General features: G+C 45.9%; 17 protein-coding genes. All 17 read right to left on the bottom strand.

Features of this window, described 5'->3' with window-relative positions; genetic code table 11:
* Positions 1-64: 64 nt before the first annotated feature.
* The gene (gene csrA, locus MHB71_RS28215; protein ID WP_074096614.1) at positions 65-310 is read right to left on the bottom strand and encodes a carbon storage regulator CsrA; all 246 of its coding nucleotides are present in this window, start codon (positions 308-310) and stop codon (positions 65-67) included.
* 1 nt (position 311) lies between these two features.
* The gene (gene fliW / locus MHB71_RS28210; protein ID WP_340030236.1) at positions 312-743 is read right to left on the bottom strand and encodes a flagellar assembly protein FliW; all 432 of its coding nucleotides are present in this window, start codon (positions 741-743) and stop codon (positions 312-314) included.
* A 102-nt stretch (positions 744-845) separates the two neighbouring features.
* Entirely contained in the window at positions 846-1,415 is a 570-nt protein-coding gene (locus tag MHB71_RS28205; protein WP_076254060.1) for a DUF6470 family protein, read from the bottom strand.
* Positions 1,416-1,434: 19 nt separating this feature from the next.
* Positions 1,435-2,355 carry a flagellar hook-associated protein FlgL gene (gene flgL, locus MHB71_RS28200; RefSeq protein ID WP_340028259.1) on the bottom strand — a complete coding sequence of 307 codons (921 nt, stop codon included), beginning with the start codon at positions 2,353-2,355 and terminating at the stop codon, positions 1,435-1,437.
* Between the two features lie 23 nt (positions 2,356-2,378).
* A complete protein-coding gene (gene flgK, locus MHB71_RS28195; RefSeq protein ID WP_338707165.1) occupies positions 2,379-3,932 on the bottom strand; it encodes a flagellar hook-associated protein FlgK in 1,554 nt (517 codons plus the stop codon).
* Between the two features lie 19 nt (positions 3,933-3,951).
* Positions 3,952-4,455 carry a flagellar protein FlgN gene (locus MHB71_RS28190; RefSeq protein WP_338707166.1) on the bottom strand — a complete coding sequence of 168 codons (504 nt, stop codon included), beginning with the start codon at positions 4,453-4,455 and terminating at the stop codon, positions 3,952-3,954.
* Positions 4,456-4,466: 11 nt separating this feature from the next.
* Complete coding sequence (gene flgM, locus MHB71_RS28185) at positions 4,467-4,751, bottom strand: flagellar biosynthesis anti-sigma factor FlgM (RefSeq protein WP_047840678.1); 285 nt, start codon at positions 4,749-4,751, stop codon at positions 4,467-4,469.
* A gap of 174 nt (positions 4,752-4,925) precedes the next feature.
* A complete protein-coding gene (locus MHB71_RS28180; RefSeq protein WP_076328744.1) occupies positions 4,926-5,333 on the bottom strand; it encodes a TIGR03826 family flagellar region protein in 408 nt (135 codons plus the stop codon).
* A 150-nt stretch (positions 5,334-5,483) separates the two neighbouring features.
* A complete protein-coding gene (locus tag MHB71_RS28175) occupies positions 5,484-10,961 on the bottom strand; it encodes a fibronectin type III domain-containing protein (protein ID WP_340028258.1) in 5,478 nt (1,825 codons plus the stop codon).
* A gap of 311 nt (positions 10,962-11,272) precedes the next feature.
* A complete protein-coding gene (locus MHB71_RS28170; RefSeq protein WP_340028257.1) occupies positions 11,273-12,169 on the bottom strand; it encodes a ComF family protein in 897 nt (298 codons plus the stop codon).
* 72 nt (positions 12,170-12,241) lie between these two features.
* Positions 12,242-13,261 (bottom strand): helicase-related protein, encoded by a 1,020-nt coding sequence (locus tag MHB71_RS28165; RefSeq protein WP_340028256.1) that lies wholly within the window; start codon positions 13,259-13,261, stop codon positions 12,242-12,244.
* A 1,323-nt stretch (positions 13,262-14,584) separates the two neighbouring features.
* The gene (locus tag MHB71_RS28160) at positions 14,585-14,962 is read right to left on the bottom strand and encodes a hypothetical protein (RefSeq protein ID WP_036612497.1); all 378 of its coding nucleotides are present in this window, start codon (positions 14,960-14,962) and stop codon (positions 14,585-14,587) included.
* A 357-nt stretch (positions 14,963-15,319) separates the two neighbouring features.
* Complete coding sequence (locus MHB71_RS28155) at positions 15,320-16,042, bottom strand: response regulator transcription factor (protein ID WP_026081439.1); 723 nt, start codon at positions 16,040-16,042, stop codon at positions 15,320-15,322.
* Positions 16,043-16,049: 7 nt separating this feature from the next.
* Positions 16,050-17,210 (bottom strand): sensor histidine kinase, encoded by a 1,161-nt coding sequence (locus MHB71_RS28150; RefSeq protein WP_017691966.1) that lies wholly within the window; start codon positions 17,208-17,210, stop codon positions 16,050-16,052.
* 47 nt (positions 17,211-17,257) lie between these two features.
* The gene (locus tag MHB71_RS28145) at positions 17,258-19,981 is read right to left on the bottom strand and encodes a stalk domain-containing protein (protein ID WP_340028255.1); all 2,724 of its coding nucleotides are present in this window, start codon (positions 19,979-19,981) and stop codon (positions 17,258-17,260) included.
* A 231-nt stretch (positions 19,982-20,212) separates the two neighbouring features.
* On the bottom strand, positions 20,213-21,439 hold the full coding sequence (locus MHB71_RS28140; protein ID WP_340028254.1) for a stalk domain-containing protein: 1,227 nt from the start codon (positions 21,437-21,439) through the stop codon (positions 20,213-20,215).
* Between the two features lie 116 nt (positions 21,440-21,555).
* Positions 21,556-25,263, bottom strand: coding sequence for a SwmB domain-containing protein (locus MHB71_RS28135; protein ID WP_340028253.1), 3,708 nt, complete (start codon positions 25,261-25,263; stop codon positions 21,556-21,558).
* Positions 25,264-25,361: the final 98 nt, after the last annotated feature.

The following is a 25,361-nucleotide window of genomic DNA, read 5'->3' as shown; positions in this document are numbered from 1 at the left end:
AAGCAGCGTCTAAATTATATATCGACGGAAGGTGAGCAACTGTTTATAGCAAATTGGAATATTTTTAATCTTTTTTATTTTCTGTTTTTCTTAAACGTTCCATAAACGCTTCAATATTGGCTGCGAGAGGTGTAGCAGACTCCCGATTCGCTTCCTGAATGGACGCGTATATCTCCTGCCGAAAAATATCTATATGCTTAGGTGCAGAAATACCAATTCGCACGGTATCCCCCTCTACAGCAAGTACGGTCACCTCAATATGATCCTGAATAACAATGGATTCACCCTTTTTTCGTGATAATACCAGCATGTTAGACTCCACCCTTCACTGAGTTTGCTTCTTCGTCTTCTGACCAGATTAGATGGCGCGTTTCATAGATCGACTGATGGAGTATAACTTGCTTGCCTAGACGCTTTTCCGGATTGAGCACAACAGGTGCAAGAAGGTTCATTGTGGAATGATTCGTCTGGGAATGAATTGTGACCAGCGAGTATACAGATACTTGCTCTACAATCTCCAATTCTTCCTTATCCACTTCGCTTAACTCAAAACTATAATCCGTAACAAACGTAAATGGACTTACCAATAAGAAAGACAAATCCTTTTCTCGAACAGATTGTAAATAACTAAAAGACGTGTCTTCCCATGGGATTAGCGCGAACTCAGTCTCCTCTTCAAATCCAGGTAACCCTTTTGGAAATTGATATATATCTCTCTCCTGAACCTCTACTTCTCCCCACATGCTTGTCTGAATATGAATAATAAACGCCTCCTTGGCGATGAATTTATACAAAAAGAGCCATAGAGGGCTGCGTCCGAGACCCTCTATAGCTCACATTATAACTTATAACTCCATATCTATGGCTGGTGGAGTGTATTGTACTGATGCGTACTGTTTCACATAAATGTCCAGCTTACCTCTCTGATACTCAATCTCTGGCTTATTCACGATAACGTTCATCTCAGAGACCGCGGGATCATAGCTGATATCTGGAGGTCTTGTGTTGATACGAATATCCACATTATCAAAAGAAGCAGGGGTTCTCGTCTCAGGAAAAGGTTGCGGCTTCCAGTCGGTACCCACAATATTAGCAATCGTATTTCCCGGTTTATGAATAGCCGCTAACTGATTACCCTGCTCCACACGCGAAGCTATGTTTTGCAGAAATTTCTGTTGGATCCCCGAATAAATACGAGCGTTCATATCAATCATGTTGCCACCAGTATATGCAGAGAATGCCCTGCTTTGATCAACATTCAGCTCAATTGGATGGCTTTGTACAGTCAGTTTTGCAGGTTTGGTATGAAGTTGAACCTCCGCCTTAGGTTGACGAATGGAGTACTGTCCAGGGTCAGCATCCATGTTTAATATAGATGGAGTAGTTCGAATCTGAACAACAGGAAGAGTGTTCATAACATAACTCCTCCTTATATTATCTCAGGAAGTCCACCAGAGATGGCGAGATGATTTTGGCACCTGCTGAAAGAGAAGCATTATAGATATTTTCTTGAATTTTAGATTGTAAGGATAGCTCTGCGTAATCCGCATCTTCCACCTTGGATTGCAGATCTGTCAGGTTAATACCGAGATCCTCCAAACGACCCATCATCAGGTCAACACGGTTAGTCTTTGCGCCGATTTCAGATCGAATCGACAACATTTTACCCATTCGACTATCGATGTTGTCCAGCTGATCAGATAGCTCTTTCTGATCACCTTCCGTCAAAGCTTGCATGATCGTATTCATGATGACAAAAAGATTGTCTTCTTCCGTCTCTGTTCCAAATACTTCATTACCACTCACATTAATAGGCAATTGAACACTTTCACCTACAATGAAGTTAATTTTTCCTTTATCAGTAACAACAGAAGCAGCATTCGTTGTATCCAAAGTACCATCTGGATTTGCAGGGAAATCATATGGCTTCACATCATAGGTCTCACCATTGAATACATATTTGCCGTTAAGCTTACTATTGGAAATATCAATTAACTGTTCATTAAGCTGTTTTACCTCTTCATTGATACTGTCCAGCGCGGACTGAGGATTCGTTCCTGTCGAAGCTTGTACCGTCAACTCACGTAGACGCTGCACGACATTCCCCGCCTGATTCATAACAGTATCGTTAAACTCAAGCCAGGAAACTGCACTATCTACGTTTTTCTGATACTGCTCATTGGATGAAAGTTCTGCCCGATAACGAAGGGAGTATGTGATCCCTACCGGATCATCCGAAGGTTTGTTAATTTTACGGCCTGTTGCCAGTTGAGTCTGAGTATTGTTCATCTGCTGTGCATTCCGGTTCAAGTTCAAGAGCAATTGTGAACTAAGCATGTTATTCGTGATTCTCATGGTTGTTAGGTCACTCCCTTCTATTATCTGCCTACCATGCCTGTAGAGTTAATCAATTTATCGAGAAGTTGATCATATGTGGTCATGAAACGTGCAGAAGCACTGTATGCATGTTGAAACTTGATCATGTTCGCCATTTCTTCATCCAGTGATACACCACTCACAGATTGACGACGGGTATCCACTTGCTCCACCAAGAACTCCGAGTTGGATGTCTGACGAGCTGCCTCCTGGGACTGCACCCCCAGTTGTCCCACAATCGCACTGAATTGCGCACCAATCGTGGCATTACGTAAACCGTCCGCTGATTTCATCGGCGTATCTTTCAGATTCGCAAGTAAAATGGCAAGTGTATTGTTACCTTTTATTACAGTTTCAGTGCCAGAAGCATCCGTTGTGCGGAGCGAAGTAGCAATCTTATTTGGATCAGCCAAAATCTCTGCGTTTAATGAGATATTGCCAGCTGTAATAGCTGTCCCGCCATCCGCTGCTGTAAAGAACGGTAATCCTCCCGTATTTGTCCCATCCATGCTGTATCCAAGCTGATGTAGTCCGTTCAGACCTTTGACCGTAACCTTGAGATCTGTAGCTAGTGTCCGTGCTGCACCCGTGTATGTAACACCATCCAGGATAGTATTATCCGGCAAGACAGAACCCGCAGGAAGAGTAATATCAATATCACCGTTGGCAAGCGTATTAGCTAAGTCATCCATTTGTTTCTGGTAATCACTTACCAACGTGTCTCTGGACTTAATCATGCCGTGGACTTCACCATTAGTGAGCGTGCCTGCTGTATACGCGGCATTCAGAAAAGCAGGATCTACTGCAACCTGCACTGCTCCGCCTGTAACAAGTGCTTGTCCATTCATTTGAATCTGATATCCTTGTGGAGAATCCGTAACAGTAACATTCATGATTTTAGACAGCTTGTCCGTCATCAGATCACGTTGGTCACGTAAATCGTTGGCATTGTCGCCAAGAGACTCTACTTTCACAATAGCACTGTTAAGGTTCGCAATGTTACCCAGGTAACCTTGGATCTCATTACCTTTGACCGCGATGTTGCTATCCAAATCCTGACTAAGCGAACCCAGTTGGCGGCTAATCTGGTTCATCGCATCTGTCAGCGCCAGAGTCGTTTCTTTCACGATCCGACGTGCTGTAACATCCTCAGGATTCTTACTCAGATCTGACCATGATTTGTAGAAGTTATCCATAACGGTCCGAAATCCGGTGTTTGATGGTTCATTCACAATAGCTTCAAGTTTCTCAAGCGTGTCTCGTTGAATGGACCAACTCCCGAAGTTGGTATTTTCATTGCGATACTGGTCATCCAGAAATTTCTCACGCACACGTGTAATGGAGTCAAATTCTACCCCTGTACCGAGCTGTCCTGGTGTTGTACTATGCAGAAATGCAAATGGCTCCATTGGAATGGAGGCCTGCATGTTTACCTTTTGGCGTGAGTACCCTTCCGTGTTGGCATTGGCTACGTTATGACCTGTTGTGCTAAGAGCCGTCGTCTGTGTGAACAAACTGCGTTTAGCCGTTTCGATTGAATGAAATGTAGATGTCACCTGGTTTCCCCCTAATTAATCAGGCACGCGTGTCAAACAGACCGATTCGCCCTGGATTACCGTTCTTATCAGCAGGATGCTGATATGTGGCATCCTGTTCTGGTCGAGAAGCAAAGATGTCCATAGATAAGTCAATAAACATCAGCGATTGCTCGATCAACTTTTGATTCAGTTGATTGATTTCCTTTAATTCATGCAGTGTTTCCGCCAGCTTTTTCTGGACTTCAAGCAATCGCAGTTTGTCAGCCGGATCAAAAATCAGTTTGGAGATCTCCGTAATGTTCAGGTTCAGCATGGACTTGATCCCACGCTCCTGAAGCAATTCGTGAACTGCGCTCTGCCTTTCAATCTCCAATGGCTCCTGTTGTTTCATGAAACGGGATTCTTTGTTCAGAATGGCAATGAGTTCATCCACATCGTTTTTGACAATGACCTGTCTCTTGACCTCACTGAGTGCCAGCATATCGCGGTGACTTTGTTCCATTTGCTGCAAAACTGCAATCAATCTGTCCAGTGCTGCCATTACGTGATCACCTATTCCTTATCAAAAGACTTAAAATACGGCAGCAGCTTGTCAGCAAGCTTGCTACTATCTACCTGATACGTTCCCGAACTCACCTGTTCTTTCAGTTCCTGTATCCGTTGTATGCGTCCTGCATCCTGTGTACGACTTTGTTCCTCAAGCATCTTCATCGCCTCCGGAGAAATGGATACTTCGTCCTTACGGCGGCTCTTCTTGGCATCAGCCTGCTGATTGGATTCAACGTTCCTTTGATATGAATTGATTGCTCCAATTCTACTCGGTTCATTGATTTTCATTCAAAATACACTTCCTTCCATGATTAGGAGTTTATGTTGATATACGTTTTTCTTACTTTATCTTTATGTTATCGAAATGATTAGGATAATAAAAAAAACCGATAATCTTTAATAAGTTTATCGGTACGTTTCAAAACATTTGTTATAGCAAGATCTGTATTTAAGACCTCGTTCCTATGAATCGCGTAGTTTGTCGACAGCATTGTAGGTTCGTCCGCCTATATTGCCGTTATCCTTCTGACCTACATCACGAGCTGCACTAGCTAAGTCTTTCGTCAAGCGATGACGACAAGAGTCACACATATGACCTTCACGAATCAATGTTCCGCATACTTCACAAGGATACATCATATTCGGGGCATTTTCGATGGAAATCCGTCCCTCACGGATGAACTTGGTAATGGTTTTGATCGAAACTTCTGTTGCATCAGATAGTTCCTGTATATTGGTGCCTTTGTTTTCGCGCAAATAATCTACACAGATCTGATATTCCTGTTCCATTTCTTTAATACAATTCGAGCATACATCTCGAAAATTCAACGCATATAATTTACCACAGCGAGGACAATTGCCTAGATTCATCGCTAAAACGCCCCTCTCAAACTTCCATTTCCGAATAGATAATAACTATAGATTACCTTATTTTCTCTGATGAAGCCATAGTCTATTTGCAAAACAAAAGAAGGGAGCAGGATGCACATATACGCAACCCTGCTCCCAAATTTTATATCCCTAATTCAATGTTCTAATACTTAATACAGGAGACCATGCACTTGTGTTCTGATCGTTGAATGCCCGAATGCCATATTTATGCAAACTGGACGGTAACAGGTCAGAATGAATAAACGTTGTGTCATTGACAGTCGCCACAATTTGCCCATCTGCTTCAATTTCGTAAGACGAAGCACCCATAGCCGCCTCCCATGTCAGAATAACGTTTGTTTTGTCCGAAGTTCCCTTCAGCACAGGTGTAGTTAATTGAGTCATTCCCGTTATGATCTCACTCCAAGCTCCCGCACCAGAAGCATTTTTGGCACGAATCCGGAAAGTATGCTCCGTATTTGGTGCAAGTCCGCTCTTCGTATAAGCTACTCCACTCACGGCAACCACCGTACCATCAATCTCCAGATCATACCCGGTAGCTCCAGTTACAGCACTCCATCTCAGCGCAATAGCCGCTGTGGTTGCAGAGTTAATACTTAAACCGGAGACACTGGCAGGTAACGTAGTTTGCGACAATATTGCTGTCCATGCACTCACATTGGTGTCGGTCAGGGCACGAATACGATATTTATGAATGGTTCCACCAAGTACTCCATTATGGACATACAAGAGATCACTTACAGTAGCAACCACTATGCCATCTGCCTCAATCTCATATTTGGTTGCACCAACAACTTCATTCCATGTCAGCGTAACTGCGGTTTCTTCAGGTACAGCTTTCAGCGTTGTTGGTACATTTAATTGGGTCGAGGCGGTTACAATCTCACTCCAGCTACCAATCCCAGCAGCATTTTTGGCACGAATGCGGAAGGTATGCTCTGTATTGGCTAGAAGTGCTGTTTTGGTATAAGCCAAAGCGGTTACTGCGACTATTTTACCGTCAATTTCCAGATCATATCCTGTTGCTCCCGTAACTGCATTCCACTTCATAGCAATGGCTACTGTTGTTGCAGAATTCATACTCAATCCGGTCACACTGCCTGGTATAGTGCTTTGAGTCAAGACCGTAGACCAAGCGCTGCTGTTCTTATCCGTTAATGCACGCACACGATAGGTGTGCGATGTTCCTGCAAGCAAATCACTATGAACATATGAGGGATCGGTTACTGTAGAAACAATTGCTCCATCTGCCTCAATTTCATAACTGGTTGCATCTTTGATATCAAGCCAATTCAAAGTAATAGCTGTTTCCTCTGATGTTGCTTTCAGAGCAGGTGTGTTTAACTGGGTTGTAACATCTGTTACATCTCCCCAAGCCCCAGCCCCAGCAGTATTCTTGGAACGAATACGGAATGTATGATCCGTATTGGCGATAAGTCCCGTTTTGGTGTAAACCACTCCACTAACAGGTACCACCGTGCCATCAATTTCAAGGTCATATCCCGTCGCTCCTGAGACTGCGTTCCACTTCAGAGCAACAGCTGTGTTCGTTACACTTGTTACCGTTAGCCCGGTCACAGAACCAGGCAACGTATTTTGTGTCAAGACCGCAGTCCAAGCTCCAACATTGGTTTCGGTCAGAGCGCGTACGCGGTATTTATGTGCTGTTCCAGCTATCAGATTATTGTGAGTATAAGTAGGCACCTTAACAGTACCCACTAAGACTCCATCCGCTTCAATCTCATATTTGGTTGCATCTTTAACTTCAGGCCATGTCAAGGTGACCGCTTGTTCCTCAGAAGAAGCCTTTAGCACAGGTGTGTTAAGTAAAGTTGTGCCATCTACAATCTCACTCCATATACTTGCACCTGCTGTATTTTTAGAACGAATACGGAACGTGTGATCCGTATTTGTCACAAGCCCACTCTTCGTATAAGCTACTCCCGTTACTGGTACAACTGTACCATCGATCTCAAGATCATATCCTGTTGCTCCCGTTACTGCCGTCCATTTCAATGCAATGGCTACGTTCGTAGCCGAGCTAATACTTAAACCAGTAACTGAAGCAGGTATCGTACTTTGCGTCACCACTGCAGTCCAGGCACCTGTATTAGAGTCCGTCAGTGCACGTACACGATATTTATGCGCCGTTCCTGGAAGCAAACTAGTGTGCACATATTTCGGTTCGCTAATTGTACCAGTAACGACTCCATCTGCTTCAATCTCATACTTGGTTGCATCTGTTACATCTGCCCATGTCAATGTAATCGCAGTGTCTTCCGAGGAAGCTTTTAGAACAGGGGTATTTAATAATGTTGTACCACTTACCTCATCACTCCATGCTCCGGCACCTGCCGCATTTTTGGAGCGAACGCGAAACGTATGATCCGTATTAGCCGCAAGTCCGGTCTTGTTGTAGCTTAATCCAGTAGCAGCTACAACTGTGCCATCAATTTCAAGTTCATAACCTGTTGCTCCGGTTACAGCATTCCATTTCAAAGCCATTGTTGTGTTCGTTACAGAGGTAATGCCCAATCCAGTAACTGAACCTGGTAGTGTATTTTGATTTAAGACAGCAGTCCAAGCCCCGTTGTTTGTATCTGCCAGTGCTCGTACACGATACTTATGCACTGTTCCTGGCTGAAGACTTGAATGCACATATTTCGGCTCATTAACTGTTGCAACAATTGAGCCATCTGCTTCAATCTCATACTTGATCGCATCTGATACATCTGCCCATGTTACTGTAATAGCAGTCTCTTCCGAGGAAGCTTTTAAAACAGGGGTATTCAACAATGTCGTACCGTCAATGATATCACTCCATACTCCGGCACCTGCCGTATTTTTGGAGCGAACCCGGAACGTATGATTCGTATTGGCTGCAAGACCTGTCTTGTTGTATGTTAATCCACTTACAGCTACTACCGTGCCATCAATCTCCAAGTCGTAACCCGTTGCTCCAATTACGGCATTCCACTTAAGCGCGATAGCGACATTGGTTGCAGAGGTTACACTCAATCCTGTGACTGAACCCGGTAAAGTATTCTGAGTGAGAAGTGCAGTCCAAGGGCTAACGTTCATCTCCGTCAGGGCTCGTACACGATACTTATGCGTTGTTCCTGGAGTCAAACTCTCGTGCGTATAGACTGGCGCCGTAACCGTAGCTACAACAATACCATCTGCCTCCACTTCATATTTGGTTGCATCAGTAACATCTGCCCAAGTTACTGTAATTGCATCTTCTTGGGAAGATGCTTTCAGAACAGGCGTATTGAGTTGAGTCATGCCACTTACTACGTCACTCCACACACCCACACCTGCAGTATTCTTGGAACGGATACGGAACGTATGGTCCGTATTCGCTGTAAGACCACTCTTCGTATATGTTAAACCAGTAACTGGAACTACCACTCCATCAATCTCCAAGTCATATCCAGAGCTACCGGTCACTGCACTCCATTTCAAGGCAATTGTGGTGTTTGTTGTGGATGTTAAACTGAGACCTGATACTATTGCAGGCAATGTACTCTGCGTCAGGATTGCTGTCCATGCACTTGTATTGGTATCCGTCAACGCACGAATGCGATACTTATGGGCTGTTCCTGGCAGCAATGCTGTATGGCTATAACTAGGTTCTTCTACTGTTGACACTACTGCTCCATCAGCCTCAATTTCATATTTCGTTGCGTCCGCTACATCATCCCATGTCAGATTGATTGCATTTTCTTCTGATGTTGCTTTCAAGATAGGTGTGTTCAACTGCGTTATTCCGCTGATCAGATCACTCCATGCCCCTGCACCAGCGGCATTCTTTGAGCGAATACGGAAGGTATGATCTGTATTTGCTGCGAGACCATTCTTCGTGTAGGTTACTCCTGTTACAGGGACAACTGTTCCATCGATCTCGAGATCATAACCTGTGGCTCCGGTTACTGCTGTCCATTTCACAGTTACAGCTGCATTGGTCGCTGCACTGACCACCAATCCATTAACGGAATCAGGCAACGTATTCTGTGATTTTACTGCCGACCATGCGCTAACGTTATTGTCACTTATAGCTCGTACACGATACTTATGGGCCGTTCCAGATTTGAGCCCTGTGTGCGTATAGATTGAATCTGATATATCTCCAACGACAACGCCATCTGCCTCAACTTCATATGACGTTGCACCATCAACTGGTGACCAGATGAGAACAACTTCTTCTTGTGAAGGGTTGGACTGAATAACGGGTGTACTCATCTGGGTGATTCCTGTAGTTACATCACTCCAGCTTCCTGCACCACCAGCATTTTTAGGTCTGATTCTAAAAGTGTACTCTGTATTAGCTACAAGGCCAGTTTTACTATAAGTGGTGCCTGTTACAGCAACATTAGTGCCATCAATCTCCAAATCATATCCTGTAGCACCCTTTACCGCAGTCCAAGCTACCGTTAATTTATTGAATGTGGCATCAGTAACCGTCAGCCCGTTGGTACGATCAGGTACTGTTAACTGACTCACCATTTTACTCCACGCACTCTCATTGTTAGCCGAGAAGGCTTTTAGCACATAGGTATGCGTTGAATTAGCTTCAAGCCCTTCATGTACATAGGAAGTTACGTTTCCTAATTCAAATGGTGTACCACCATCAATCTGCAACTGGTAGCGATCTGCAGACTCAACCGCCATCCACTGAATCGTATTCTTGCCTTCCTCTGGCGTTACGGCCAAAACAGGTTTCTCAAGCAAGGTTGTTATTGCAACCGGCTCACTCCACTCACTAGCTCCTAGTCTGTTAATTCCACGTACTCTATAGGTGTATGTAGTATTGGGTGTAAGTGAAGAACGTGTATAATTGATTCCGTAAAAAGGCCCTTTGACTACGCCATTCTCTTCAATCTCATATTGAACAGCTTGTGGAGCAGCAGACCAATTGAGATTAATAGCTACATCACTGGCATCAGCCGCCAAATTAGCTGGAACAGCAGGATTTGTAGTAATAGGCTGTGTTGTCCCCGGCTCTTTTACAAAACTGAATGATTCTGCTTTCCGTATGTAATACGGATTCAGGTTAGATACAAAATCTACTACCGCTCCTGTATCGGCATTAATCACAAGACTTAACTGTGTAGCCTCATAGCTTTGCACATATCTTGGCGTAGTCATTCCAAATTCATCAACGGTGGAATTATTCCATACTCCAACACTGGTTCCGGATTGTCTGTATTCCATAGTCGTGTAATACTCCCATACCTCAGCAAAGTCGATGATAAAGGCATTGGTAACTTTACCGGCATAAGTAGATGTATAGGAGCCAAATGAAATCTTGGTTATGTCCTCAACTGCTCCATTAATCGATTGGCTTCTCCTAAAAGAATATCCTGATGTTGAAATCTCATATGATCTCACCCAACCCAGCTTAACTGATTTTTGATTCACCTGTAATTGGCCGTTGTTGTTGGTCAACACATATTGGTAATCATTACTTGATGAGACTATCCCACTTCCTACGGCTGCATGTGCCCGGTTCCCCCCGTACACGCCAAACTGTCCGAATACCAGCATGAATACTAGTAGACGGACAGTCCATAAGTAAAATCCATTTTTTCTTTTTCCTGCGACCACTTTTGTTCTCCCCTTCAACAGATATGTTGTGCCACTCCCTATGCTGTCACCTGTGGTGAACGGCAAAACTATCTATTCTGCGCGAGAAAATCAATTCCTCTTTTTTACATGTAAAAAATTCCTTGTTACGCTTTCATTATAATTTCATCAAACAACTATATCTTAAACGTATGGAAAAAAGACACACATTAACATACCAATACTTAATAAAAGAATATATTTTCCTGTCTACTATTAATCTTAGAGTATAGATCACCCACCTAAAGTGGCTGAAGAATGCTGGGCCGTCATTTATTACTTGAATTTACTTTCTAGGATCTTGCCAGTGTCAGCGTGTAAATCTCGACTGGAATCTTCATAGCGAATCCAGCATTTAGAATAACCCGGCCACAAGCGTCCAAGGTGCTACCTGTTGTATAAATATCATCAATCAGCAGTAACTGTAAGGGTTTGGCATGCGATATGCCCATATGTGTTGGCAGATGAAATCCCCTGTATAACTCTTCAATTAAATGCATGCCATCCGGGTTGATGGAGAAAGCATTCTTCATCGTTTCGATACGCTCACCGCGTGATTTGAAGCTTTGTTTGGTGGTGTTGATCTGGCGCTGCAACAGATCCACGATGGGTAGGCGGCAGGCGGTGGCGAGCCCAGCAGCCAGCCGCTCCGCCTGATTGAAGCCGCGCTCGGCCAGACGCTCGCTGCTCACCGGGACATAGGTGACCGCGTCAGGCCGCCATTGCGGCTTCGTTTGTTGAGCATGTGTGGCGGAATGAGCCACGGGGGCTGGGGGTTCTTTTGCCAAAGCAGAATTCTGTTCATCACTCATCGCTTGAAAGGCTTGAATCAACAGCGCGGTTAAGAGCGGCGCGTATCTTTCATGACCTCTGAATTTGTACATGCCTATCCATTCTTTCATGAGAGCGTTGTACTGTACGGCGCTGCGGTTGGCGATAAAAGAACGGTTTTGCATGTGTGGACGAGCACAGTCCGGGCACCCAACACCCCGACCACAACGCAGGCAGCGGATAGAACGAATCCATGGAATCTGCTTCACACAACGTGGGCATATGCCCGGATAGATTGAAGACAGAATCGCTCGAGTACCACATGTTAAACAAGTCGCTCCCGGCGGGGCGAGCAGGTGATGGAGACGCTGGGTCAGGTGTTGCGCGTGATCGGTTATGTTGCTGAACCAGTTGAACATGGATGAGCAAACCTCCAGTCTTGGGAATGTATTGTGCAATGTGGATACGAACTTGTCAGATAACGATTAAGTTTAGGATGGTGGGTGCAGGTAGCCTTTGCGACGAGCGATGGTGTTCATTTTCCGAATTTGTGCAACGGCCTTCACCTGTGAACGTGTCCGACGAGATGATGCAAAAACCACTCTACCCGCTGGGTCATCCATGGAACGCCCTGCTCTACCCGCCATCTGGACCAGCGATGCTTCATCAAAGAGACCATTGTCTGCATCCAATATAAAGACGTCGCTACGTGGAATGGTAACGCCACGCTCCAAAATTGTGGTGGTTACGAGCAGACGAATTTTGCGTTCACGAAAGGCTATAACTTTGCTAGCGCGATCAGGGTCCTGAGATGAAGTTCCTTCGATATGGATTCCGGGAAAAGTACGACGCATTAGATTCACAAACGCCTCAATCTGGGCAATGCGTGTTACAAAGACAAATACCTGAGCGTCACGCTTCAATGAAATTTGGATGTTAGTCCTCAAGGCAGAAGGAAGATTTCGTTTCTTAATACATTCAGCAACGGTAACCATTTTGATCAATCTTGGCACGGGCAAAGGATGGCGGTGGAAACGTACTGGAACTTTGGCATGGGTTAGTTTCCCCTGTGCTGCTTCCCTCTGCAGCCGAGCTGGCGGTGTAGCAGATAGATAAACGAAATTCCCGTCTGGTTTACATGAGGATGCCGCCGCGTGAGCGAGCATGGGATCGTTGTGGTACGGGTAAGCATCCAGTTCGTCGATAATGACGAGATCAAACCCCTGATAAAAACGCATCAGTTGATGTGTGGTCGCGAGCGTGAGCTGAGCGTCTTTCCAGCGTTCGTCACTGCCCCCGTAAAGAGTAGCGAGCGAGGTGTCCGGAAAAGCTTTGGCCAGACGCGGAGCTAGTTCCAGCACCACATCCCTGCGCGGCGTAGCGACCAAAGCTCGTCCGCCACGATCCAATGTATGTTGGAGTAGAGGGAATATCATTTCGGTCTTGCCGGCCCCGGTCACGGCCCACAGCAAAAACCGCCCCGGCCCATCCCCTGCGGGTGGCCGGGCCAAAAACGCAAGCGCCGCGGCGGCCTGCCGCGCTCTGCGCTGCGCTTAGCCCCCACCGGGCGAGCCCGCCGCCGGTGGGGGCCAAGGCCGTGCCACGCGGTGCTTCGCCGCGTCGTGGCACGGCCTCTTGCGCTGCACTGCGTAGCAGCAGCGCACAAGCACGGCTGCGCCCGAGCGCGAGGCAAGCCTCGCAGTAGGCGCACGCCGCCAGGCCGCAGGCAGCGCAGGGCACGCGCTGCCTGGCTTCGCTGCCACAACGGTGGCAGCGGGGCGCGCTCCGCGCGCGTCCAAGCCACGCGTGCCGACGGCGCGTGGCAGGCCCTTCGAGGGCGGCTGTGATACTCAGCCGCCCGTGCAAGCGCGCGAGCCTGCGCAGCCGCGCGCGCGCCACCTTTGGCGGCTGGGCGGTATCCGCCAGCAACGCCTCCGCCTCGGCCGCCAGTAATTGGCGGCCGCTGATCCGCTCAGCCAGCAGGGCCGCGTCCCGCTCCAGCTGAGCCCACTGCCCGGCGGGATACGGCTCGGGCATCCCGCCTACCTGATTGCCACGCACAGCGGTACTTCCCGCTTTGCCCGCTATACCTTTTCTGGCCTCTGTTTCCCCCGAGGCCAATTCATACACATCCAGCTTCCGCGCAAGATAGTTCTGCCATTCGCGCTTGCCCCACTGATCCATACCTCGCTCCATCTCATAATGTTCAACCAACCAGGATGCCTGACTTAACGGTAACGCCTTGTCTAACAGCAACCAGCGCAGCACATGTCGCCCACATCCTCCCTCCAGCCACCAAGCCACATCCACTCGAATGTCGAGTGATAACATCATGCTCCACCCTTCCCCTACACGGCACATATACAAAGCAACCTTCATTTACTCTCCTCCCCCATCGCACATTCTCCGAACGCAAAAAAAGCACATGCCAACCCGGCTGTTCGCCGGAGCATGTGCTTCATGTCCATATTCCATCTTCTTATGATTAATCTATTTATCACTATACCAATTGAATCTTTACATCACAAGGTTAGTCACACAACATGATACCATCATACAATTCTGCTAATAACCAGAATCTTTCTATAAAATTGCGAAACTTTTTCCAATCTGAATCGTCTATACTTTTAAATTAAGAGTTCTGACTTCGAAAAGTTTATTTTAATACTCATGAACTCGTCAAAACCCAGACAATAACCATAGATTGCATAAAAACCCATTTTTAATTTAAAAGCAGACTTGGCTACAATTACAAAAAAAGACTACAGCTTCTGCTGTAATCTTTTCACTGTAGATCTGCGAAATGCTAATCCCATTTCCGTTCACATGATGATTTATTGCTCTGACTCACGCAAATCAATCAGGCGAAACGTGTGATCGGTCTGTGCTACCCGTTCAATATCAGCAGGGACAGCAGGCAGATAAGATGTCTCCATGCCTTGCCTTTGCATAAGCTTTTCAATAATCGTAATCGTTTCCGCTTCTGTACGATCAGCGACAACTGTTAATCTGAAGCTCTTTCCACGGTATAACAATTCCCGGCAAAGTTCTCTTACAATGCCTTCGATCCGCCCTGCCTGATTGGAAGGGATGAGCAGGATCTGCTCGAAACCTTCAGATTCCGGACGGGAAAGATGGCGCTGGTGCATGGCATGAACGGCCATTGCCGCCAGGAAGTATATGAGCAGAATCATAGTCAGATGAGCAACCATGGCAACTGCACCTCCTCGGAAGGTCATGCTCACCCATGGCGAACATCCCTGTATACAACAAGTATATGCTGTACTTCCTGAAGGGTTACACTTGCATTTCCTATCACTCATATTCCACGCTGATCGACACCGGACGAAGAAAGACAGGCCAGGTCATTCATTCACACCTAAGCTTGAACATATGTTCCGCACAACCTTACACTTTGCTCATTTGCAGTGATAAAGTCCATTAACCCGCAGACCAATCCAACATTCTGGAAAGGGCGCGAGTGAACACCAATCTATACTTCGTCTAGGTTGAATCAACCAATGGACTGACTTACCGTAAGAATACTGCTTTACGAAAAATATAAGGTATTAGAGCGTAACCCAACCATATTTGATCGAATTGATAACAGCTTGAGTACGGTCGTCCACTTCCATCTTCTGCAGAATACTGCTGACATGGTTTTTTACTGTTTTTTCACTGATGAACAGGAATTCACCAATCATTTTATTGCTCTTACCTTCTGCCATCAAGCGAAGAACTTCAGCCTCACGACGTGTGAGCGGGTTATTGTCGCCAGCGACAAATTTAACACCTGCTTCCTTCGAAGCTCCTTCACTCATTGCCCCTGTTTCATTAAGATACGTCATACGACGCAGCTGCATGATCAGTTTGCCTGTTACTTTCGGATGTATGAACGCATGTCCTTCATGCACGGAACGAATCGCATTGATCAGAGACTCGGCCTCCATATCCTTCAGCAAGTATCCGTTAGCCCCTTTACGAAGCGTCTCAAACACATAACTTTCATCATCATGAATGGACAAGATAATTACTTTGACATCAGGGAACAGCTCACGCAATTTCTCCGTGGCCTCAACCCCGTTTTCGATTGGCATGTTGATATCCATCAATACGATATCAGGTTTATCCTGATTGCAGAATTCGAGCACTTGAATACCATCGCCGCATTCACCGATGACCTCAATGTCGTCCTCCATATTTAAAATGCGTTTCAGTCCCTCACGGAACAGCTGATGATCATCAGCCAAAAGAACTTTAATCGATGCTTTACCAGTATCACGGTTTTCCATCATCCTGCTACTCCTTTCCCTTATCCACGTTTGTCGGGATATGAATCACTATTTTGGTTCCTTGATTTTCTCCGGATTCAATCTCTATTCTTCCTTCTAACAGTTCAACCCGTTCTCTCATCCCAATCAGACCGAAGTGGGTATGATCCTTGCTTTTCTTCGCAAGAAGCTCCGGTTTGAACCCAAGCCCATTGTCCTGAACGACAATTTTGACGAGCTGAGCCTGGTATGTAATTTCCACTACAACATATGTGGGATAAGCATGCTTTGCAGCATTCGACAGACCTTCCTGCACAAGGCGGTAGATTGCAGCCTCCATGGCTGAAGATAAACGATGTTCCTTACCTCTTGTTTCAAAAAGCGACCGGATTTTCGTTTTTACCTCAAAATCCTGCACGTACTTCCGAAGCGTTGGAATCAGTCCCAGATCATCCAGTGCCATAGGACGCAGATTGAAAATAACTTTTCTCATTTCTTCAAGACTGGAACGAACCTGGCCTTTCAAATCTACTATTTCGGCCTGGACCATCTTAAAATCCTGCTTAATGAGCATTCTTTCTACAATTTCCGTCCTAAGCACTAGATTGGCGAGCATCTGGGCAGGCCCGTCATGAATTTCACGAGCAATACGTTTCCGCTCTTCTTCCTGGGCCAAAATTATTTTCAAACCAATCATTTGTCGATTTTTGGCATTTTCAATGATCCGGGTCACTTGACCCAGTTCACCTGACAGGTATTCGAGTACAACACCCATCTGCGAACCGATGGTCTCGGCACGCTCCACAGAAGCTTCCACATTTTTGGCACGCTTCTGTAGGTCATCCCGACGGGCCTTCAGATACATTTCCTTCTCACGATAAATCATCAGATCCAGCTGCAGCTGTGTTGCTTTCTCGTACGCCTGCTTGATATCATGTTCGGAATAACGGACAAAGTCGCGGCTAACCTCAGTCAGCCGGATCCGGGAACGGCGGTAGTTCAGCTCCAATTGATCTACTTTCTCGATCGTTTCCGCCGTTTCCTTCAGCACCGACTTTAACTCCTCGTTGAGTGTTTTCAGCTCATCGCGAGTTGCGTCCATGATCTCGAACATTTGATATTTGCTGTTTTCCATGACTTGTATGGCGTTTTTAATGACGCGGTCTATGGCATCGGCTTGTAAATCCACGTTTGTTCGACTCCATTTCTATCGTTTCCGGTATATATCATACCATATCACGATGAGATGGTAACGGTCTTCGTTTTCTGTTCCCATTTTACAGTCAGACCAAGTTGCTCGGAAACAAGTCTAAGCGGGACTAAAGTCCTACCACCCGTTACGTATGGTGCAACAGTTGCGCTCTGTCTTTTACCATTCAGAATGAATTCTTTCTGCCCTACAACCAGATCAATCAGCTTGCCACCACGTAATACCGTGATCCGCTGATTTTTGCTATCCCAGCTTGCCTGACCACCAAAAGCGTCCAAAACATGTTTGATTGGCACATACGTTGTACCATTTTTAAGGACCGGTGCTGCATCAATCGCTTTTTTCGTTCCGTTCACCGTCATCGATTTCTGTCCAAGCACAAGTGAGGCAGTCCCCGTAGGCAATCCGACTTCACTGGACTTGGAAGGCATCGTGAATGCGATATTGTCAAAAGCAACCGTACCTGATTTCGCACGCTCATCCTGACCTTCCTCCACGTTCACCACATAGACCCGCTTCAGCTTCGCCGGATAGGAGATGTTCAGTCCGTTCAGGTCCACACTCAGCTTCTTCCACCCGTTCCAGTCAATTGCCTTGGCGAGATCGGCATATACCGTTTTGCCATTGGCATCCGTAAATTCGGCACGTAACCAGTTTAGGCTCTTATCTCCCATAACATCCATTGACATCGATGTAGCTGCAGCAGATACCTCTCTACCGGTAGAGCCATTCAGTTGTGCATAAGCGTACATTTTGCCTGTTCCAGCAGTCATATCATAACCGAGTTGCAGTACATTGGAGCCGGCTTTTTCACCAGTTCCTGCTGTAACGGTTGCTGTACCAGTTACACCCGCTGCGTTTGTCGTGAAGTTGATCGGATAATTCACATTCTCGAAGTTCTCCCAGATCGTTTCGCTCGCAGAAGCCGAGAGTACTACGACTGTGCTGTAACCATCATAACGTCCAATCGCATATCCTACTTGTGCACCAGAATTGACAGAAGATACGGTTAATTGGTCAGCAGTGACTTTACCTTTGAACCCGATAAATTCCCATGTCAGCGAGTCTGCCGGAACCGTAACACTTTGTCCGCTCTTCGTTGTTGCTGTTACCGGAATGGACATCGTTGTGCCTGCTTTAAGCGAACCGAGACCTGATCCTGCTGTCAGTGAAGCCAATTCACTTCCACCCAATACCGATACTTTAATAGAAGATGAAGCTCCATTGCTCGTTGCCGTCAGTGTTGCTGTGCCTGGCTTCACGCCTTTGATCGTGCCGTTGCTGACACTCACGATGCTGTTGTTGCTGGACTTCCAGGACATGCTGATATCGCCTGTTGCGATCGGGTTGTAGTAGGTGTCATATCCTTTGGCTGTGTACTTGCCCTCTTGACCCACCAGCAACGTTTGGCTGCCACTCACGGCAAAGCCCTTCAGTTTACCTACAGGAGCCGTAGAGAACACACCTAGCGTGTTTACAACCTGACGTTGCTCGGTGCCATACTCTGTGTTGAACGTCAGACCGGCGGTCTGCTCACCTAACGGACGGGTTACCATGGTTGTGGAGCCGCCTCCGTCCAGGTTCATGCCTTTCCAGACACCCACACTGGCCATAAAGGATTGCAGTTCCGTCAGCGACATCCCGCTGCTGTTACTGTTTTTCTCCGCTGCAATGATATAGACATACCGACCATCCTGGGAGTATCCTACTGCCGTTCTTGCACGAATGCCACCAATGCCGGAAGATGCGATATCACGGGAAAAGGATGCTGCCTTTCCACCGTTCACAAGAATCGTATGACCGCCAATCATCATCTCCAGATTACTCGGATCAACCGATTGTCCGGTTGTTTTGGCTTTTAACTTGTAATCCGCATCCAAGGTTTGCCCAACGGATAGATGGCTCATGATCCATGTCGCCGCTGTTCCATGCGCACGCAAAATGTACCCATCCTTCGGCACCGTCATGTTTAGCGCTTTTTTATCCGAGATTTGGGTGATTACTCCGTTCTGCACGAGAACCTCTGTTGGGGTTGTGGAAGGATCATTTGGACGTTTGGAGGAGGTCCATGCCGGTGTATAAATATACATTGAGTTGGCATGACTATACTTCACCGCACCCGACTCTACCGTATAATCCTCTTTATTTATCCCACGCAAAGCAAAGGTTGAACCATCCTGTGCCTTCACTGTTCCGTCAAAAGAATACTCATCGATCATCGGTTTGCCATCCTTGGTCACCGTGAGGGCATACATGCCTGACAGTTCGGAAGGTGTGGAGACCAGCACGCCATCGGAGACCTGTCCACCAATTGGCGAGAGTTCCCCGGATACATTGAAGTAATCGCCATTTACAGCAGCTACTGCACCATTTTCCTTGGCCATGGCACCTGTGCTCTGTTTACTGTTCAGATTACCGCCCTTGCCTGTCATTACATCCAGCTTCACATACGGGTTCTGCAGATCCACCTGGATTACATCCGCCAGTACGTTGACCTTGGAACCGGAACGTGTTGTTGTATATCTGTATTTCATGAGCTTCGCACCCGAAGTCAGAATTTCTTCACTCAACTTGCTTGTATTTGTAGATGCTGCAGCGGCCACCGATTGCCACGAAGTGCCTGACCACATCTGCCCGCCTGCGCTCATCACCGGTGCAATCCAGATCACACCCGCCAGCGTCACAATCGCCCATTTCTTCACCTTACTGCCCTTAACGTCTTCCAGCTGTTTCTCATGTTTCCCCAGCATGTCTGAAACGTCTCTCCCATCTTGTATATCAATCTTAGACATCACGAACACTGCCAAGTAGGCAGCCGATAGCGAGATCTCTAGTATACTCTTCTATTAATAGACTGCTTTTTGTGGAAAAAGTTACGCCCCCAGCTAACTTTGAGGGGATTCTTGGCAAAAAGAAACCCATGTATGGAATTAGCTACTCATACATGGGAATTTATCTGTATACTGATATTCGTTATATTTTCAATTTAACTCTGGGAAATGAATTTCGGGTAACATTCGATTGGGGTCCTCTTCGTTCACACCAATGTCATGATCATAACTATAATTCCAGTGCCCATTGGCGTAATCGAGGTAGATCAGCGCCTCATATATAGAATGGTTCTGCTCTCTGTTCTCTGAAATGTAGCTCCATTCCAAGGTTGCATGAACAACAGCCTGCTTCTCCCCAAGGAACACGACTCGTTCATTAGACATATGATACGTAGTGTCTCCATACTCAAAAGAAGCTCTTGTAATGTGCTCCCATGTCCTCCATTCATCAACTGCATTTGCGTTAATTCGTTCAATATCAAATGGCGAAGTATATTTATACGTTAAATCAAAATCTTTCTGATTATATGCTCTATAATATGTCTTTAAGTCAGATAGGACTCTTTGTTGCTCATCATTAAAATTCTCTTTTACTATATTTACAGATTTATCGATATCTTCTGGAAGCGCAGTATTACTGGAAAGATATCGATCCTGAAGTATTTTCCACTGATTGTTCTCCTTTATAATTCGAAATACGACCTCATGTTGGTCATTTATTACCTGATTATTATGAATATAAGTAACGTACAATAATGCCTGGTTCGCAGATTCGTATGTAATGCTTGTTATATCAACATTGTAGATTCGATCAGGGATTTCTCTTTCTTGGGGTGCAATCCAACTCTCAGTCAGATAAAATCTCTGCATATGTTTAGAAGCTAGTAGTTTTACAGTAAATGCTCTATCATACGCCCTCACCAGATCGAGAATCGCTTGTTCTTGACCATAGCCGTACGCTACCATTCGCGCAGTGTTTGCTTTTCGATCATAAGCCATCGAATGTTTTGTATACCAAGCAGCAAATCGAATAGGAAGATAGAATTTCCCATCAATGAGTATACCTGGTTTTTCCAACTCAATATATCCTTCCTTATCATCAGAGTATCCTACATCTGGTATAAAATATGTCTCCGAATGATCCGTTCTAGCAAAAATTTCACGACTTTCTATTGAGTAGTCCGCTCGGTACCCCATTAGTTGAATAAACTCTCGAAATGGAACATACACCGTCCCTGATTTTGTTATCAGTTTAATGTCTGTAGGCTTTTCATTCACGTACAGTTGTATGGGTTCTTTATTATTTTGAGCATAAACCAATGATGGTATGGATATTAAACCTACAGCAAAGAAGAATACTAGTATTTTTTTGAGCAAATCTACACCCTCTATCCATGAAATTCATGATTTATGATATTAAAAAGCGAAACCAATCAGTTGAATTTATTCCCCTGATCGATTTCGCTTCACTAAGATAAAAAAGCTAATTACTATTACAGATATTCCAACTTATCCAAAACCCGTTTCAACATGACTGCAGCCTGTGCACGAGTTGCATTTCCCTGAGGTTCAAACGTTCTGGCTGTCATGCCTTGAATGATTCCCTCCTGCACCGCTTTGGCAACAGAATCCTTAGACTGGATTTTGTTGCTGTCCTTGAACTTGGATAGAGTGGTAGCAGCCGAAGATTGAAGAGAGACTGTTTTCCCACCGTAATTCATCGCACGTACCATCATAAGAGCCATCTGTTCACGAGTGATTTCACTTTCCGGTTTGAATGTACCGTCCGTGTTGCCTGTAATAATTCCGGCTTCTGCCGCAGCACCAATGTAGGCACTGGTCAGATCTCCTCCACGAATATCACGGAAACGACGTGCAGCAGTCTGATCTCCTTTCAAACCAAGGCCTTTGGCTACCAATTCGGCAAACTCGGCACGCGTTATTTTCTGATTAGGTCCATAATAGGAGCCGTTCGTGGCCCCAATGATCCACTTGGATGATAACTCTTTGATGACTGCACCTGCCCAATGGCTGGAGGTATCCTGATAGCTCACAGAATGAGTGACAGGCACTATGGTCTGGTTACCGTTTAGTTGTCCTTTAACTACCAAACCTCCTGTTGCATTCGCAAATGTATGTGGCACATTCGCCAGGATCAGTGTAGTGGGATCAATATACGTAAACCCGGAAGTCGCTGTAGGTGTGTTTACAGGCAACTGCATCGCGAGCTGGCTTTTGATATTTTGTTCTACCCGTTGATTCGTATTTCCACTAAACGCAGATAGGTAGATGTCTGTAACATTACCAAGTTTCTGTGCGCCTGCAACCGCCAGCATTCCATCTATCGTACCTGAACTGGAGACAGGAACCGTCTCCACCTGTACATAGAAGTAGGAGGCATCCGTGTTCGTTGTGTTTCCCCCTACAGCTTGACTCATTGCGGATACATTCAGATTGGATAGTGGGACCATCCACAGACGATCACCATATTTGACACCAATTGAACCTGTACGGTTACTCGATGCAACCTGAGCCAATGTATTCAGCGGGAACCCTACATAAGCGGACGATTCGCTGGCAGGGACTTCAAATACAACAGGTTGTGTTGTTTTGCCAGTCGTTGTTGCGTACTGGAAGGCCTGCAAAAGCTTGGCCCCGTCTACATTGAACTGACGAGTAGAGCGATTGTTGCGTGACATCATGGAAGCTGTAGCTGCCGTATCGGTACTCATCACAAGCAGAGCTTGCCCATAAGTTGACGAGTCTTCTTCTGTAAGCCAAGAAGGACGGCTGTTCGTCTGGTTGCCTGTCGAGCTGCTGCCATTTTGTTGCAGGGCAAGCGGTCCAAAAGCAGCAATGGTGTTGTTCAACGCATCACGTAGTGGAACTGCTCCCGGAGTATAGCTGACAGTACCTGTCTGTCCTGCTGTTGCGGAGTTCGAAAGATTAAGAGTCACGATCGAGCCTGATATCGAAGCGTTCAGAACATTCGTTGTTGTTCCTCCAAGCTGCACACTAAACTGCGAAGCCGTTAAAGCCGTCTGAGCCTGAAGCGCATCTCGAAAGTTAATATACACTTTGTCCCCTTGAAGAGTAGCCGACAATATTTTCCCGTTACCAAAGGTATATTTTACTGGAGCCAGATTAACGTATCCTGCAGGATTGTTGTTTAGATCGGTTAACCGCAGGGTGCCTGGCACATAAGAAAAGGTTACGTTTTGAGTACTGGCAACTGTGTTGGCTAGCGTCAATGTAATCATATCATCCTCAATCTCGGAATCATTCACAAATACTGCTTTACCATCTACCAATACGGAATATTGGCTCTTGAGTGGTTTGTTCGTCCGGCTCAGCGGCTCGTTATATCTGATCCACATCGTCGTACCACTCACTTCTGCACTCTTGAACTCAGGTGGTTTCGTATCAATACTGTTACGTACATAGAACCCGTTGAATCCAGCAAGAGCTTGACCACGACTGTCTTTCACTGGCCATGTTCCTGGCGCATAGGATACTTGTACCACTTCACCATTCTGGATGGAACGACTGAGACTAAGCGTTACCAACGAACTATTATTGGTGGATATGCTGCTGATGCCCACCGCTGACCCGTCTGCTGTAACACTGAATTGTCTCACAGCATCACTGGAGTTGATATAGACGGTCTCTGGATAGTACAGACTGATTGTATTGTAATAAGCTGTTCCTTCGCGTGGTTTAGACATAATGGAATCGAGACTGTTCTCTACATCTCTCGCTCCGAATGCTGGAGCCGCGTTAAGAGACAAATCCTGAATTTTACGTGTTCCTGTTCCCGGTGCGTAGGCAATGCGGACAACCTGCCCTACGGCTACACCTGTATCCAGAACAACGTACACACTGTCTCCTGAAACATAGGAAGAACTTACATTCCGGTTTTCTCCGTTAACCGTCACTGTGAAGCTGGAAGCAAACGGATCAAGGCTAGAGAGTAGCTCATCATACGTTAATCGAATGATCGTATTGCTGTACATTTTGGCTGTTTTCAGCACAGGTGGTGTTGTGTCTACGGTCAGTGTTCTAAAGGTCCACGATGTGGCTCCATTCAGACCAGTAAACAGATTTCCCGTCTGATCCCGGAACACATTCGCAGGAATATCAATCGTATACGTTGTGTTACTTGTCAGAGTGGTTTGCGGGATAATACGCAACTGTCTAGGGTTGGACGTATTAATTAACGTGGTTGAAGCCACAATTCCGCCATTTGCATTCTTAACTGTAGCCGAACTTGTAAAGTTCCGGTCCAGGTCTTTGTTGAATGTCAGAGTGAATTCATTGGTGAGCGATACGCCTGTTGCTCCGTTTGCAGGAGACAGGGTGGATACGGTCACTGCTGTGGGATCGGATATCACATTGAATCCCCATGTAGTTCGCTGAATGGCTCCCGTATCATTGTTCATGTCATCACGCAAAAAACCTTCCGGTACTGCTATGTAAATCGTGCTGTTATTCGCCCAATTGTTCACTGGATCAATCGTCACCGTTGTTCTCGCCGTGTTGAAACTAATTCGGGCTGAATTGGCATCGATTTCTTCCAATAATGTACTGCCACTATAGATCTGAAGCTTGCCTGCACCGACCTTCATTGCCCGATCATACGTAAGCTGGATATTGGCTGAAGGAGACACATTGGATGCCGCATTAAGAGGTGACTGCCCTGTTAATCGAGCTGTACTAACTCCTGCTGTACGGAATGTCCACTCTTTGTTCAATCCCTCAACCGGTTGACCGTCCCCATATACGAAAGACTGGCTACCTATCCTAACATAGAATGAACCTCCAGGCAGAGATGCAGGAAGCTGGATTTCCACACGTTTCCCCAAACCCGCAATAGCAGCATCATCTGCAACAACAGTCACAGCTGCATCCGTTACAGGAACTCTTGTTACAATGGATTCATCCTGGACTCGTTGTATAAAGATTTCCTCTGTAGAAGCGTCGATTTTCTTTACTGGCTTAATAAAATCAATCGTTAGTGGTGCTGATCCACTTGCCTGTTGTTCGTTCACAGCAGGTGACGTTGTACTAATCCCTTTTCCCGTCAACTCATCGGCGGCATACGTGGACTCTACTCCTACCCATCCGGCGAGTACTCCTTGAGTGACTAACATCAAAATCATAAGACTAGCTAATCCCCTGCGGGCCATTTTTTTCACAAACACCCAACCTTCCCCCTTATCTCATTTCCCTAATTGTCTGATATACAGACCTCTATATTTATGTCGGTCAGAGGGAGATTTTCAATTAATAAAATGGAAAT

The organism is Paenibacillus sp. FSL H7-0940, from assembly GCF_037979415.1.
Lineage (GTDB): Bacteria > Bacillota > Bacilli > Paenibacillales > Paenibacillaceae > Paenibacillus > Paenibacillus amylolyticus.
The sequence above is the reverse complement of the archived record's forward strand: the minus strand, read 5'-3'. Positions and strand labels throughout refer to the sequence as shown.